This is a genomic window from Micromonospora sp. Utrum1 (assembly GCF_057197805.1).
Window position 1 is genome coordinate 1,705,886 of sequence record NZ_CM170071.1, and the last position, 12,731, is coordinate 1,718,616.

The 12,731-nt window shown below is 74.5% G+C and carries 13 protein-coding genes and 2 pseudogenes; 8 read left to right on the top strand and 7 right to left on the bottom strand.

The genetic code is table 11. From position 1 onward, the window contains the following. Positions 1 to 97 precede the first annotated feature (97 nt). From rplS to AC0OLQ_RS08430, 6 genes are all read left to right on the top strand, one after another. Positions 98 to 457 carry a 50S ribosomal protein L19 gene (gene rplS / locus AC0OLQ_RS08405; protein WP_357338061.1) on the top strand — a complete coding sequence of 120 codons (360 nt, stop codon included), beginning with the start codon at positions 98 to 100 and terminating at the stop codon, positions 455 to 457. Positions 458 to 650: 193 nt separating this feature from the next. Continuing rightward, positions 651 to 1,532, top strand: a complete 882-nt coding sequence (gene lepB / locus AC0OLQ_RS08410) for a signal peptidase I (protein WP_357338063.1) — start codon at positions 651 to 653, stop codon at positions 1,530 to 1,532. Beyond that, positions 1,529 to 2,161: a signal peptidase I gene (lepB, locus tag AC0OLQ_RS08415; protein ID WP_484530868.1), complete on the top strand. Its 633-nt coding sequence runs from the start codon at positions 1,529 to 1,531 to the stop codon at positions 2,159 to 2,161. Before lepB (AC0OLQ_RS08410) ends, lepB (AC0OLQ_RS08415) begins: the two co-directional genes overlap by 4 nt. A gap of 47 nt (positions 2,162 to 2,208) precedes the next feature. Then, positions 2,209 to 2,676: an NUDIX hydrolase gene (locus AC0OLQ_RS08420; protein ID WP_484530869.1), complete on the top strand. Its 468-nt coding sequence runs from the start codon at positions 2,209 to 2,211 to the stop codon at positions 2,674 to 2,676. Then, entirely contained in the window at positions 2,670 to 3,530 is an 861-nt protein-coding gene (locus tag AC0OLQ_RS08425; RefSeq protein WP_484530870.1) for a ribonuclease HII, read from the top strand. Before AC0OLQ_RS08420 ends, AC0OLQ_RS08425 begins: the two co-directional genes overlap by 7 nt. After that, complete coding sequence (locus tag AC0OLQ_RS08430) at positions 3,527 to 3,850, top strand: DUF2469 domain-containing protein (RefSeq protein WP_007075222.1); 324 nt, start codon at positions 3,527 to 3,529, stop codon at positions 3,848 to 3,850. Before AC0OLQ_RS08425 ends, AC0OLQ_RS08430 begins: the two co-directional genes overlap by 4 nt. Positions 3,851 to 3,911: 61 nt before the next feature. Here AC0OLQ_RS08430 and AC0OLQ_RS08435 read toward each other — a convergent pair whose 3' ends face one another. Together AC0OLQ_RS08435 and AC0OLQ_RS08440 are read right to left on the bottom strand one after the other, a co-directional pair. Continuing rightward, positions 3,912 to 5,018, bottom strand: a complete 1,107-nt coding sequence (locus AC0OLQ_RS08435; RefSeq protein WP_484530871.1) for a sulfite oxidase — start codon at positions 5,016 to 5,018, stop codon at positions 3,912 to 3,914. Positions 5,019 to 5,038: 20 nt separating this feature from the next. Further along, positions 5,039 to 5,689 (bottom strand): methyltransferase domain-containing protein, encoded by a 651-nt coding sequence (locus tag AC0OLQ_RS08440; RefSeq protein ID WP_484530872.1) that lies wholly within the window; start codon positions 5,687 to 5,689, stop codon positions 5,039 to 5,041. A gap of 133 nt (positions 5,690 to 5,822) precedes the next feature. Here AC0OLQ_RS08440 and AC0OLQ_RS08445 point away from each other — a divergent pair, with 133 nt between their 5' ends. Next, a complete protein-coding gene (locus AC0OLQ_RS08445; RefSeq protein WP_484530873.1) occupies positions 5,823 to 6,521 on the top strand; it encodes a murein hydrolase activator EnvC family protein in 699 nt (232 codons plus the stop codon). Here the strand turns inward: AC0OLQ_RS08445 and AC0OLQ_RS08450 are convergent. Both AC0OLQ_RS08450 and AC0OLQ_RS08455 read right to left on the bottom strand, forming a co-directional pair. Beyond that, complete coding sequence (locus AC0OLQ_RS08450) at positions 6,455 to 7,636, bottom strand: aminotransferase class V-fold PLP-dependent enzyme (protein ID WP_484530874.1); 1,182 nt, start codon at positions 7,634 to 7,636, stop codon at positions 6,455 to 6,457. The genes AC0OLQ_RS08445 and AC0OLQ_RS08450 overlap by 67 nt on opposite strands. Before the next feature lie 181 nt (positions 7,637 to 7,817). Then, positions 7,818 to 8,918: a tyrosine-type recombinase/integrase gene (locus AC0OLQ_RS08455; RefSeq protein ID WP_484532300.1), complete on the bottom strand. Its 1,101-nt coding sequence runs from the start codon at positions 8,916 to 8,918 to the stop codon at positions 7,818 to 7,820. A 640-nt stretch (positions 8,919 to 9,558) separates the two neighbouring features. Between AC0OLQ_RS08455 and AC0OLQ_RS08460 the strand changes: the two genes are divergently transcribed. After that, positions 9,559 to 9,900, top strand: coding sequence for a hypothetical protein (locus tag AC0OLQ_RS08460; RefSeq protein ID WP_484530875.1), 342 nt, complete (start codon positions 9,559 to 9,561; stop codon positions 9,898 to 9,900). 76 nt (positions 9,901 to 9,976) lie between these two features. Here AC0OLQ_RS08460 and AC0OLQ_RS08465 read toward each other — a convergent pair. From AC0OLQ_RS08465 to AC0OLQ_RS08475, 3 genes and pseudogenes are all read right to left on the bottom strand, one after another. Then, positions 9,977 to 11,147 (bottom strand): annotated as a pseudogene (locus tag AC0OLQ_RS08465) (DNA-processing protein DprA); the annotation flags it as partial. Then, the gene (locus tag AC0OLQ_RS08470) at positions 11,087 to 12,484 is read right to left on the bottom strand and encodes a recombinase family protein (RefSeq protein ID WP_484530876.1); all 1,398 of its coding nucleotides are present in this window, start codon (positions 12,482 to 12,484) and stop codon (positions 11,087 to 11,089) included. The gene AC0OLQ_RS08470 and the pseudogene AC0OLQ_RS08465, both read right to left, overlap by 61 nt. A gap of 28 nt (positions 12,485 to 12,512) precedes the next feature. Beyond that, positions 12,513 to 12,730: pseudogene (locus AC0OLQ_RS08475) on the bottom strand (ATP-binding protein); the annotation flags it as partial. Between the last annotated feature and the right edge of the window lies 1 nt (position 12,731).

Here is a 12,731-nt window from a genome sequence, read left to right on the forward strand (position 1 = left end):
CGACCGGGGTCGGCGCCGCCGGCCACCACCCGGGGGTCAGAATCACCCATCCGCGCATCGACTGACGGTGCGCCGTGAGCCTCACGAGGACACAGCGATGAACATCCTGGACGCCCTTGACGCCCAGTCGAAGCGCGCCGACCTGCCCGACTTCCGTGCCGGTGACACCGTCAAGGTGCACGCGCGGGTCGTCGAGGGCAACCGTTCCCGGGTCCAGATCTTCCAGGGCGTCGTCATCCGCCGCCAGGGTGACGGGCTGCGCGAGACCTTCTCGGTCCGCAAGGTCAGCTTCGGCGTGGGTGTGGAGCGCACCTACCCGCTGAACAGCCCGGCGATCGACCGGATCGAGATCGTGACCCGCGGTGACGTGCGGCGCGCCAAGCTCTACTACCTGCGCGAGCTGCGGGGCAAGAAGGCCAAGATCAAGGAGCTGCGCGAGAAGCAGCCGGCGAGCTGAATTTCGCCTCGCCACGCCGCCTGACCTGTGCGGATGTCGTATCGACCGGAGCGCATTACCCTGGTCGTACGGGCGCCGGGGGACGGCGCGCCGCGCCCACTCGACGCGGTGTCACAGCGGTCCACTACCGCCCGTGGGGTCTCCCCAGGAGACTCCCGGGCGGTAGTGTCGTTTCCGCGGACCGGAGAGTGGCATGGTGCAGATGCTTGACGAGGACGGCACCGTCGACCCGTGGCGCCGGCGGGCCCGGCGCAGCCGCCGGCAGATGCCGCTCTGGCAGGAACTGCCCCTCCTCCTCGTCGTCGCCTTCTGCCTCGCGGTGCTGATCCGCACCTTCCTGCTCCAGGCGTTCTTCATCCCGTCCGGGTCGATGGAGGACACCCTGCTCATCGGCGACCGGGTGCTGGTCAACAAGGTCGTCTACGACGTCCGCGACCCGGCCCGCGGCGAGGTGGTCGTCTTCCGGGGCACCGACCGGTGGGTCGCCCAGGAGGCTCCCGCACCGCCGACCAACTTCGCCGGCAAGGTCGGCCGCACCCTCGGTGACCTGGTCGGCATCAGCCGGCCCGGCGAGAAGGACTTCATCAAGCGGGTCATCGGAGTGCCCGGCGACCGGGTCTGGTGCTGCGACAAGGGCCGGGTCGTGGTCAACGGCGTGCCGCTGGACGAGCGGGGGTACGTCTCCGAGGACTCGCCGGTCGAGCTGCCGCCGAACCCCAAGGAGTGCCGTTCCCGGCAGTTCACCGAGATCGTCGTGCCGCCCGGGCAGATCTTCGTGATGGGCGACCACCGGCTGGTCTCCCAGGACGCCCGGTGCCAGGGCCCGGTGCCGATCGACAACGTGGTCGGCCGCGCCTTCATGATCGTCTGGCCGTCCCAACGGTGGACCACCCTGCCCGTCCCGGGAACCTTCGCCGACCTGCCGCAACCCAACGCCGCGCCGGCCCGGCCGGCCCCGGTGGATCCCGACCCGGTGGGCGGCGTCGTCCTGATCCTCCCGGTCACGGCCGCGCTCTCCGTTCTCGCGCGTTCGGGGCGACTGCGCCACGGGCGGGGACGTAGGCTCCACCCGTGATTGACGAGCAGACCGAGAAGCCACGCAGCTCCTTCTGGAAGGAGCTGCCCATCCTCCTGGGCGTGGCGATCCTGGTCGCAGTGCTGGTTCGTGCCTTCGTGCTGCAGACCTTCTTCATCCCCTCCCCGTCCATGGAGAACACCCTCAAGATCGACGATCGGGTGCTGGTCAACAAGCTGGTCTACGACTTCCGCTCGCCGCACCGGGGCGAGGTGATCGTCTTCAAGGCGCCCACCGAGTGGAGCGGCAACCCGGAGGGCGAGGACTTCATCAAGCGGGTGATCGGGGTCGGTGGTGACCACGTGGTCTGCTGCGACCGCACCGGCCCGCAGGAACGGTTGATCATCAACGGCAAGCCGATCGACGAGCCGTTCATCTTCCCCGGCAACAAGCCCGCCGACCAGGACTTCGACATCACCGTGCCGGATGGCCGGCTCTGGGTGATGGGCGACCACCGGGAGGCCTCCGGCGACTCCCTGGAGCACTGGCAGCAGTCCGGCGAGGATATCACCGAGGCCACCATCCCGGAGGACCAGGTGGTCGGGCGGGCCTTCACGATCTTCTGGCCCGTCGGCCGGGCGACCTGGCTCAGCGTGCCCGAGCAGTTCGACGGCATCCCCAATCCCTGACCCGGAGGGCGTGGGCATTCGTCGGAGGCGTCTGGCAGGCTTGTGCGGTGACCGTCTACACCCCTCGTCGCGCGGCCCGCGTGCTGCTCGTCGACGCGTCCGACCGGGTGCTGCTGTTCGAGGGCAGTGATCCGGCCCGCCCGGGCCACCGCTACTGGTTCACCCCCGGCGGCGGCCTCGACCCCGGGGAGACCCCGGCCGCCGGCGCGGCCCGCGAGCTGGCCGAGGAGACCGGGCTGCGGCTCGCCCCCGCCGAGCTCGGCACGCCGGTCTGGGCGGAGACGGTCGAGTTCCCGTTCGACGGGGTCTGGTACCGGCAGGAGCAGGAGTTCTTCCTGGTCCGGGTGCCGACCTGGGAGGTCGACACGGCGGGCTTCGACGAGATCGAGCAGGCCAGCATGCACGGCCACCGCTGGTGGTCGGTCGACGAGCTGGCCGGCACCGCCGAGCGCTACTACCCGCCGGACCTGGTGGACCGGCTCGCCCGGGCGCTCGCCGGGGGTGGCCCGTGCTGACCCCGCCGCGCACCGTCGTGCGCCGTGACGGCGGCCTCTACGCGCTGGAGCGGGCCCTGCAACGGCGTGGCTTCCGGCACGTGGCCGGCGCCGACGAGGCCGGCCGGGGCGCCTGCGCCGGGCCGCTGGTGGCCGCCGCCGCGGTGCTGCCCGAGGGGCGGCGCGGCGAGATCGACGAGCTGGCCGACTCCAAGCTGCTCACCCCGGCGGCCCGCGAGCGGGTCCACGACGAGGTGGTGGCCCGTGCCCTGGCGTACGCGGTGGTGATCATCCCCGCCGACGAGGTCGACGCGCGCGGGCTGCACGTGTGCAACGTGGCCGCCATGCGCCGGGCGCTCGCCTCGCTGACCACCCGGCCGGAATACGTGCTGACCGACGGCTTCGGCGTCGACGGGCTGGACGTGCCCGGGCTGGCGGTCTGGAAGGGGGACCGGGTGGCCGCCTGCGTGGCGGCGGCGAGCGTGCTGGCCAAGGTCACCCGGGACCGGATCATGGTGGAACTGGACGAGCGGCACCCGGGCTACGGCTTCGCCGAGCACAAGGGCTACATCACCCCGGAGCACAGCGCCGCGCTGCGCGAGCTGGGGCCCTGCCGGGAGCACCGCTTCTCGTACGTCAACGTGGCCACCGTCTCCGGGCGGGACGGGCGGCCGCCCCGCTCCCGCCGGCCGGCCGCCGGAAGCCCCGACGAGGCGCTCTTCGGCGCCCCTGCCGAGGCGTTCGCGGATGGCCCGGACGAGCCGATGGAGCGCTCCGGCGCGCCAGGGGGTACCGTCGGCGTGGCGTTGGGCGAGCAGGCGCGACCTCCGGCGCCGGTGGGGGAAGATGTGGTCATGGAAGGCGGAGTGCGATGAGCGCGGAAGATCTCGAGAAGTACGAGACCGAGATGGAGCTGCAGCTCTACCGGGAGTACCGCGACATTGTCCGCCAGTTCTCCTACGTGGTGGAGACCGAGCGCCGCTTCTACCTGGCGAACCAGGTCGACCTGCACGTGCGTAACTCGGACGGCGAGGTCTACTTCGAGGTCGAGATGCACGACGCCTGGGTGTGGGACATGTACCGCCCCGCCCGGTTCGTCAAGAATGTCCGCGTAATGACGTTCAAGGACGTCAATGTGGAAGAGCTCGAAAAGCCCGACATCTCGCTTCCCGCAGACTCCGGATTCGGCGGCTGATCCGACCCGACCCGAGCGGCGGCCGGGCGGGCCCGCCGGCCCGCCCGCCGCCCGCGGCGGATCACTCCGCCAGCACGACCACCTCGACCCGCTGCACCAGGTTGTTCGCGAACCCACCCCGGTTCCACGGCTGCTCGACCGGCTGGGTCCGCCCGGAGGCGTCGACCGCCCGGGCGCCCAGCACGTGCCGCCCCGGCGTCGCCCGCCACGACACCTGCCACCGCCGCCACGCCCACTCGCCCCCGGTGGGCTCGTCCAGCGTCGCCGGCACCCACGTCGTACCGCCGTCGAAGGTCACCTCCACGGCCGTCACCGGCGCGTGCCCCGACCAGGCCCGCCCGTCCACGGTGCACGGCCCCGGCCGCAGCACCCGGGTCCGTGACATGAAGTCCGGGAAGCCCGGCGGACGCACCAGGGCCCGGGGCTCGATGCGGGTCACCGGCACACCCGGGTCGTCGGCGTCCTGCCGCAGCCGGTACGCCACCGCGTTCTGGTAGCCGTCGAACGGCTCGGTCACCACCCGGATGTCGCGCAGCCACTTGACGTGCGCCATCCCGTACCAGCCGGGCACGATCAGCCGTAGCGGCGCGCCGTGCTGCGGCAGCAGGGGAGCGCCGTTCATCTCGTACGCCAGCAGCACCTCCTCGCGCAGCGCGTCGGCCACCGGCAGCGCCCGCTGGTAGTCCTGCTCGACGCCGCGCTCCACCCCGTGGTCGGCGCCGGTGAAGACCACGTCCACCGCGTCGGCGGCCAGCCCGGCCTCGCGCAGCAGCGGGGCCAGCGGGGTGCCGGTCCACTCGGCGTTGCCCACCGCCTCCACCAGCCACGGCTGGCTGACCGGGCGGGGGTCCAGCAGCGCCCGGCCGTTCCCCGCGCACTCCAGGGTGACCCGGTGGGTGACCCGGGGCCGCTCCCGCAGCGCCGCCAGGTCGAGGCGGAGCGGACGCGCGACCGCGCCGCCCACGGTCAGCGCGTGCGCCGCCGGGTCGACGTCCGGGATGTCGTAGTGGATGAGCAGGTAGTGCAGCCCGGCCGGGGTCACGTCGTAGCGCAGCGCCTCCAGCGGGATGCCGTGGTTGCGCGCGGCCAACTGGAGTTCCTCGGCGCTGATCGCCTCGTCCGGCCCGGCGATCCTGGATGGCCGGCTGACGTCGTCCACAGTGGTCATTTCGCTGCTCCTCGGCCTGTTCAGGGGTGGGTGAGGCGGTCGTAGCCGATGAACTCGAACATCGCCGCCCCCGGCGCCAGCGGGCGGGGCGGGCCGGTGAGGCGGTGCACGCCGACGCCGACCCCGTCGGCGGGGCTGCTCACCGCGATCGGCGCGAACCCCTCCTCCGCGAACCAGTCGCAGATGGCGGGGACCAGGTCCGGTTCGCGGCGGTGCCGGGTCCAGAAGACCGTGCCGCCGGTGGCGCAGAGCGAGGCGCAGTGCCGCACGGTCGCCCGGATGTCGGCGTCGCTGATGTTGCCGAAGATGCCGCAGGCCAGCACGAGGTCCGCCGGCACGAGGTCGGCGTACCGGTCGGTCAGCGCCGCGTCCCCGACCACCACCTCCACGCCGGTCAGCCCCGCCTCGGCGGCGGCGTGCCGGGCCACCTCGGCGTTGCGCGGGTCCAGCTCCACCAGGCGGGCCGTCACGTCCCTGCCGCGCGGGTGGGTGGCCAGCACCGGGATCAGGTCGCGCCCCTGGCCGGCGCAGAGGCTGATCGCCCGCAGCGACCCGGGCGGCGCGGTGTCCAGCGCCTCCGCGATGCGGTCCCGCACCTCAGCGAGACGGCGGGAAAGGGAGGAGTCCGGCTGGTCGTAGTCGGTGTGCCAGGCGTACCAGTCCTTCGTCACGCGGCCAGCATAGGCGGCGCTCCGATAGCAGATCCGCCCCGCGTGCGGGGCTTGTCCACAGGTGCGCCGCTGTCCACAGCGGCGGTCGTCGCGTGGTTGCCGGGGTGCTGCGGGGCCGGCAGTGTGCGGTGGCGTGTGGATCCTGTCGAACCGCGCCGGCGCGGTCATCGTGACGGTGCTGCTGGTCATCCCGGCGCTGCCGGCCAACGTGGGGGTGGTGGCCGCGGCACGACCGTCTGCCGTGTCGCCGTTCTCCCCTCCGCAGGTCGTGTCCGTGGCCCGGCCGCTCACGCCGTCGTCGCCGCGCTCGCCCGGGGCGTCGACGGTCGGCACGCCGGCGGCGCGGTTCCGCTGGCCGCTGGCCGGCACGCCCCGTGTCGTGCGCCGGTTCGACCCGCCGCCACAGCCCTGGCTGCCGGGGCACCGGGGCGTGGACCTGGCCGCCACCCCCGGCGTCGAGGTCCGGGCGGCGGGCGCCGGGGTGGTGCTCTTCGCCGGCACGGTGGCCGGGCGGCCCGTGGTCACCGTCGGGCACGCCGACGGGCTGCGCACCACCTACGAGCCGGTCCGCCCCGGGCCGGCGGTCGGCGCTCGGGTCGCCGCGGGCGCGCCGATCGGCCTGCTGATCGCCGGGCACCCCGGCTGCGCCGTGGCGGCGTGCCTGCACTGGGGGCTGCGCCGGGGCGAGGAGTATCTCGATCCGCTCGCCCTGCTCGGGCTCGGCCCGGTCCGGCTGCTCCCGCTCGATGCGCCGCCCGCCGCGGCTCAGCCCTGGGCGAGCAGCGTGGGCAGCCGGAGGGCGAGCCGGTCGTACTCGTCGGGGGTGTTGTAGACCTGGCCGCACAGGCGCAGGTAGCCGCGACCGTTCCAGCCGGCGATCGACACCTCGGCCGCGATCCGGTCCGCGATCCGGGCCTGCAACTCCCGGGCCGCGTCCATGGTGGTCGCGACGCCGGGCGGCAGCGGGATCAGCCGCATGGCGACCGTCGGTCCGCCCGGTTCCGGCAAGTGGGTCGGCGCCACCCCGAGCGCATCCCCGACCACCCGTTGCCCGTACGCGGCCAGCGCCGCGTTGTACGCCCGCACCCGGTCCACGCCGAGGCTGCGCAGCGTGAACAGTCCCACCGGGGCGGCCAGCCAGCCGGTGTAGTCGAGGGTGGCCTGCCACTCCACCCGGGTGGGGAACCCGCTGCCCTGCTCCCAGGAGACGACCAGCGGCTGGATCCGCTCCCGCCACGGCTCGGCCACCACCAGGGCGGCGGTGCCGCGCGGCGCGTACGCCCACTTGTGCAGGTTGCCGACCCAGAAGTCGGCGCCGACCGACGCCACCGTGGTCGGCAGCATGCCCGGGGCGTGCGCGGCGTCGACCAGCACCGGCACCCCGTGCTCCCGGGCCACCCCGACGATCGCCGCCGTGGGGAAGAGCCGCGCCGTGGGCGAGGTGAGCTGGTCGACGATCAGCAGCCTGGTCCGCCCGGGACGCAGCCCGGCCCGGACGATCTCCACCACCTCCTCGTCGGTGGCGGTCAGCGGCACCGGCAGCGTCCGGGAGACCGCGCCGGTCCGGGCACACTCCCGCTCCACCGAGAAGCCGACCGCCCCGTACCCGTGGTCGGTGGTCAGCACCTCGTCGCCGGGGCCGAGCGCCAGCGACTGGAGCACGATGGCCGCGCCGGTGGTGGCGTTGCCGACCAGGGCCGTGCCGGTCGGGTCCGCGCCGAGGAAGGTGGCCAGGTGCCGTCGGGCGTGGGTGATCCGGTCGACCAGGCCCTGGGTGAAGAAGCGGAGCGGGTTGGCCTCCATCTCGTCGCGCAGGCGCTGCTGGGCGCGCTGCACGACGATCGGAACCGCGCCGAACGATCCGTGGTTGAGGTGGGTGACCGACGGGTCGAGGGAGAAGAGCAGCCGAGCCCCGGGGATCGGCTCGGGCGGCTGCGGAACCGTCATCGGCCGATCGTAGCCCGTCGTGGATCATCAACCCGCCGCTTTCCGCCGGCTGTCGGTGGAGGTGGGGCCCGCGGGCGCCGATCGTGTCGCCGCTCCCGTGACCGGCCGCCGGGTGGGCCCGCCGTTGTCCCGCCGTGTCTCCCCGGTGCGCGGGTCCACCGCCAGCACGCCTGACGCAGGGTCAGGCTCGCGGGTGCGCCTGCCGGTACGCCGCCCGCAGCCGCTCGACCGAGACGTGGGTGTAGATCTGGGTGCTGGCCAGGGACGAGTGCCCGAGCAACTCCTGCACGGCGCGCAGGTCCGCGCCACCCTCCAGCAGGTGGGTGGCGGCCGAGTGCCGCAGGCCGTGCGGGGTCACCCGGGGCAGGCCGGCGGCCTCGGCGTACCCGGCGACGATCCGGCGGGCGGTGGTCGGGTTGAGCCGGCCGCCGCGGGCCCCGAGCAGCAGCGCCCGACCCGACCGGGACGCCGCCAGGGCCGGCCGGCCACGGGCGAGCCACGCGTCCAGCGCGCGCTGCGCCGGCACCCCGTAGGGCACGGCCCGTTCCCGCCCGCCCTTGCCGAGCACGCGTACCACCCGGCGGGCCTGGTCGACGTCGCTGACGTCCAGGCCACAGGCCTCACTGATCCGCACCCCGGTGCCGTAGAGCAGTTCGAGCAGCAACCGGTCGCGCAGCAGCACGGGATCGGGCGCGTCGTTCCCGCGCTGGGCCGGCGCGATTGCCTGGTTCGCCGTCGAGACGTGCCCGCTTCCGGCCGGCACGGCGTCGTCGCGCCCGGGGCGCATGGCACCGCTGTCCGAGGCCGGTGCGCCGCCCCCGCTCCGGGTCGGCGCGAGGTTCCCGTCCCTGGCCGGTTCTGCCCCGTCCCCGGTCGGGGCGGCGTCTCCGCTCGGGGCCGGTGCGGGGTCGCCGGCGTCGGCCGTCGTTCGTGCCCGGCTCCGGTCCGGGGCGTCCATCAGCGCGGCGGCCTGGTCGGCTCGCAGGACGGTGGGCAGCTCCCTGTGCGCCTTGGGACTGGCCAGCGGCGCGGCCACGTCACCGGCGAGCAGGCCGGTCCGGTGCGCCCAGGCGCTGAAGGTGCGGGCCGCGGCCGCCCGCCGGGCGAGGGACGTCCGGGCCGCGCCCATGGTCCGTTGCTTCGCCAGCCAGCTCCGCAGCACGGTCAGGTCCAGCTCCGAGAGGTCGGCGCAGCCCATCCGCGCCGCGTGGTCAAGCAGCGAGACGAGGTCCGTCACGTACGCCCGCACGGTGTGCGCGGACCGGTTGCGCACCCGGGCCAGATGGTCGGCGAAGTCGTCGACCGCCTCCCGCATCGGCGCCGGCAGGGCCTCGTGGGCCGCCCGCGTGCCGCGTCGCTGGTCAGTCATCGGCTACTCCGGCGGACGCACGGGTGCCACCGGCGCCCGGGGCGCCGCGCCGGCGCGGTGAGGCGGGGCGGTCGGAAGACACCGGTTCAGCCTACGGGCGTGGGCGGCCGGCGGCCGACCGCCGCTCCGGGCTGGAGCCTGCTGACGCGGTTGTCCGGGCGCCGTCCCGGGCCGGCCTGACTGAGCGCTCGCACCGCTCTTGCCGGCTGGTCGGGCGGGTAGTGCGTTCAGCCTCGGCCTGACGTTCATCTGATCATCGTCGCGACTGGAGGGCGACGGAAACGGAAGACGGGGGGCGCGGCGCGCCGTGCGGGGTGGCTGACCCGGCCCTGGACAGGGGAAACTGTTGCTACGAAGAGGACGGTGGCAACGTCCCGGGGGTCCGCCGACGCGCGACCCTCCGGCGTTGCCGAACGGTGCCGACATCCCGCCAGAGCGGGCGGCCGGGCGCTGCGGCGTACCGGCCTGGTGGCGGCGCGGAAGGGTGACTCGCGAGACGGATCGGAACGGGCGTTCCCGGGGGCGGTGACGCCGGTGGGAGGAGGGAACGAGCATGGGGGTGGATGCCGTCCTCTATCGGCAGGTGCGGGCCGGGCCCGCTCGCCGCCGGCCGTCGTACGTCTCCACGGAGGTGGTGGCGGACCCGCACGACGTCCTGCTGAACCTGCTCGAGCGGGTGCGGGGCGGAGGTCGTACGCCCCTGCTGGACCGGGTCGATCCGCTCGGTGAGCTGGTGGTGGACGCCGAGGCGGTGCCACAACTGCTCGCCGAGCTGCCCTGCCTGGCGGAGGCGGCCCAGGCGCCCGCGGAGGTCGACCAGATCCGCCGGCTGGCCCTCCTCGCCCGACGCTGCCTGAGCAGCCGCGATGCGGAGATCCGGTTCGAGGGCGACTGACCGGCGGCACAGGACCCGGCAGGTCAGCTCGGCGGAGCAGCCGACGGGCCCGGACCGACACCCGTCGGCGCCCGGCCACCACCGTTCCGGGCTGGGGCGGCGGCGCGAGGGCGTAGCCGTCGTCGCGGCGCACCACCATGGCCGACTCCTCCAACATGGAGAGCTTGCGCATCGCGGTGCGGAGGTCCACCCCGGCGCGTGCCGCGACACGCTCCACGCCGATCGCCTTCCGCCGGGGCAGTGCCTCCAGCACCTGGGTCGCCTCATCGTCGAGCCGGTCCCGCGCGCGCTCCGGCGCTCGGGCGGGTGGCGCCAGGTCGTAGCCGATCCGCCCCACCTCCTCCAGTACGTGGGCCGTGCCGGTCACCAGCCGTGCCTTGTGCTGCTCGCGGAGCACCTCGTGTGCGCCCACCGACATGGCCGAGGTGACCGGCCCAGGCACCACCATCGCCGGCCGGCCGACACCGAGCGCCCGGTTCAGGGTCTGGGTCGCGCCGCTGCGGGCCGCCGCCTCCACCAGCACCGTGCCCGTGGTCGCCGCCGCGATGACCCGGTTGCGGATGAGGAACCGAGGCCGCAGCGGCTCCGCGCCGGGCATCCACTCGCTCACCAGCAGGCCCGTCTCGGCGCTCCCGTCGAACAGCGCGGCGTTGCCCATCGGGTACGGGCGGTCCAGCCCGCAGGCCAGCACGGCGACCGTGAGCCCGCCGGCGGTCAGCGCGGCCCGGTGCGCGGCGGAGTCGATGCCGAACGCCCCGCCGGAAACCACCGTCCAGTCCCGGTCGGCCAGCCCGTAGCCCAACTCGGTGGCGACGTGCGTGCCGTACGGGGTGGCCGCCCGCGCCGACCACGGCCACCGACCGCCCCAGCGCCTCGCCCAGCGGCCACGCCCCGCGGACCCAGAAGCAGAGCGGCGGGGCGGTCTCCAGGTCGACCCGGCGATCGGCCCCGGACAGCCGCAGGCGGCGCAGGTCCGCCACCCTGGCCGGCCATTCCTCGTCCTCGGGGGTGACCACCCGCGCGCCGAGCCGCTCGGTGCGGGCCAGCGCCTGCTCCGCCACCGCCCGCGCCTCACCGGCCGCGGAGCGGGCCGCCACGGCCGACCGGAGCGCCCGGTCCGGCGCGCCGCCGCTAGCAACGAAGATTCTTACGCTCCCGTTATGGATCTCACCGGCAGCGCCGGGATTCAGGCCTTCCACGCGATATCGACGGTGGACGGGTCGAAGTAGGAGCTGCCCGGCGTCCAGCCGCGCGGCCGGCCCTTCCGGGTCCGGTGGACCGTCACCGTCATCAGCGTGTCGATGACCGCCCGGCGCCGGTGTAGGTCGAGCCCTTCCCACGCCGTGCCGGGGTCTGTCGCACCGACCAGGCCGGCCAGGGCGTTGCCGCGGCCGGCGGTGGCCAGCTGGTCCTCAACTGCGGCGAGGCGGCCGCGTAGCCTCTCGGAGCCCTCGCGCAGCTGCCGGACGTCGATCGCGCCGTCGGCGTACGCGGCGGCCAGGCCGTCGAGTCGTTCGCGCAGCCCGGCAACGTCGAGCTGGAGCGCGCCGGTGTTGGGGCCGCCGGTCGCGCTGAGCAGCTCGGCGACGTCCGGCCGGGACAGCCGCTCGACGACCACCGCGCCGATGTACGCGTCCAGCTCTTCGGCGTTCCGGCTGACGCACCGCTGCGCCTTGCAGGGGTACGACGGGACGCCGCGGCGAGCGCTGTTCTGCAGGGTGGCGCGCATCGGCTCGCCGCACACCCCGCACACCGCCAGCCCGCTTAGCAGCCATCGGCGGGCCGACGACCACTGCGTACGGCGGCCGGGGTGGGTCAGCGCGGACACCAGCGCTCGCCACCGGTCCTCGTCGACCACTGGCGGCCACGCGGCCGGCCCGACGATTTCGCCACGATGCTCCCGTAGGCCGGCGTTCCGGGCGCGCAGCAGCACCTTTCGCAGCTCGGTGGCTGTCCACGGCCGCCCGGTCGACGTGAGCAACCCCCGGGCGTTCATCTCGGCCGCCTGACCGCGCAGGCTCGCGCCGGACAGGATCGCGTCGGTGGCCTCGGCAACCGCCCGGGCCTCCTCCGGCCGCAGGGTGACGCCGTCAGGCTCGTACCCGTACGGCCGCCGGCCGCCGGCCCATCGCCCATCGGCGGCGGCCTGGAGCTTTGCCCGCTGCTGCCGCTCGATCTGGTGCTCAATCTCGTACCGGGCCACCGCGCCGAGCTGCCGCGCCACCATGCGGCCGCTGGGAGTGCTCAGGTCGAGCGGGCCGGCCTTGACGGTGAAGGTGGGCAGGCCGCGCGGCTCGCAGGCTGAGATGTACTCCTCCAGCTCGGTGGGGGAGCGGTGGAGCCGGTCGGTGTGCCAGGCCAGGACGGCGTCGATGCGGGCGGCGGCGATGTCATCGAGCATCCGCCGGTACGACGGGCGCGGCTTGCCGCTGTAGGCGGATAGGTCGTTGTCGCTGTAGAGCTTCGCTACGGTCAGCCCGTGCCGCTGGGCCAGCTCCCGGCAGTCGGACTCCTGGCGGGCCACGCCGAGCCCGCCTCCCTCGCGGTCCCGGCTGATCCGGACATAGATGGCGGCTCGCGTCACGGCGCTGAGCATGGCATGACTTCACCTTCGCGGTTTCGAGCGCGGAGCCGTACTTGGGCGGGTCGGTCGAGAGTAGGCTGAGGGGTGCGATGGCCGTGCGGACGCGTCCCGGGCCTCGTGTAGCGCGGTGTCGCACAGGCCGATGATCACCACGCCGGGCAGCCCGGGGACCAGGTCCGCCTCGACCTCCACCACGTGCTCGGCCGTCCCGAGCAGGCCCACGCAGAGCACCCTGGCGTAGCTCATG

Bases quoted from the DNA above. Each gene is read 5' to 3' on its own strand.
- rplS (WP_357338061.1), top strand. From the start codon at position 98: ATGAACATCCTGGACGCCCTTGACGCCCAGTCGAAGCGCGCCGACCTG.
- lepB (WP_357338063.1), top strand. From the start codon at position 651: ATGGTGCAGATGCTTGACGAGGACGGCACCGTCGACCCGTGGCGCCGG.
- AC0OLQ_RS08430 (WP_007075222.1), top strand. From the start codon at position 3,527: ATGAGCGCGGAAGATCTCGAGAAGTACGAGACCGAGATGGAGCTGCAG.
- AC0OLQ_RS08435 (WP_484530871.1), bottom strand. From the start codon at position 5,018: ATGACCACTGTGGACGACGTCAGCCGGCCATCCAGGATCGCCGGGCCG.
- AC0OLQ_RS08450 (WP_484530874.1), bottom strand. From the start codon at position 7,636: ATGACGGTTCCGCAGCCGCCCGAGCCGATCCCCGGGGCTCGGCTGCTC.
- AC0OLQ_RS08460 (WP_484530875.1), top strand. From the start codon at position 9,559: ATGGGGGTGGATGCCGTCCTCTATCGGCAGGTGCGGGCCGGGCCCGCT.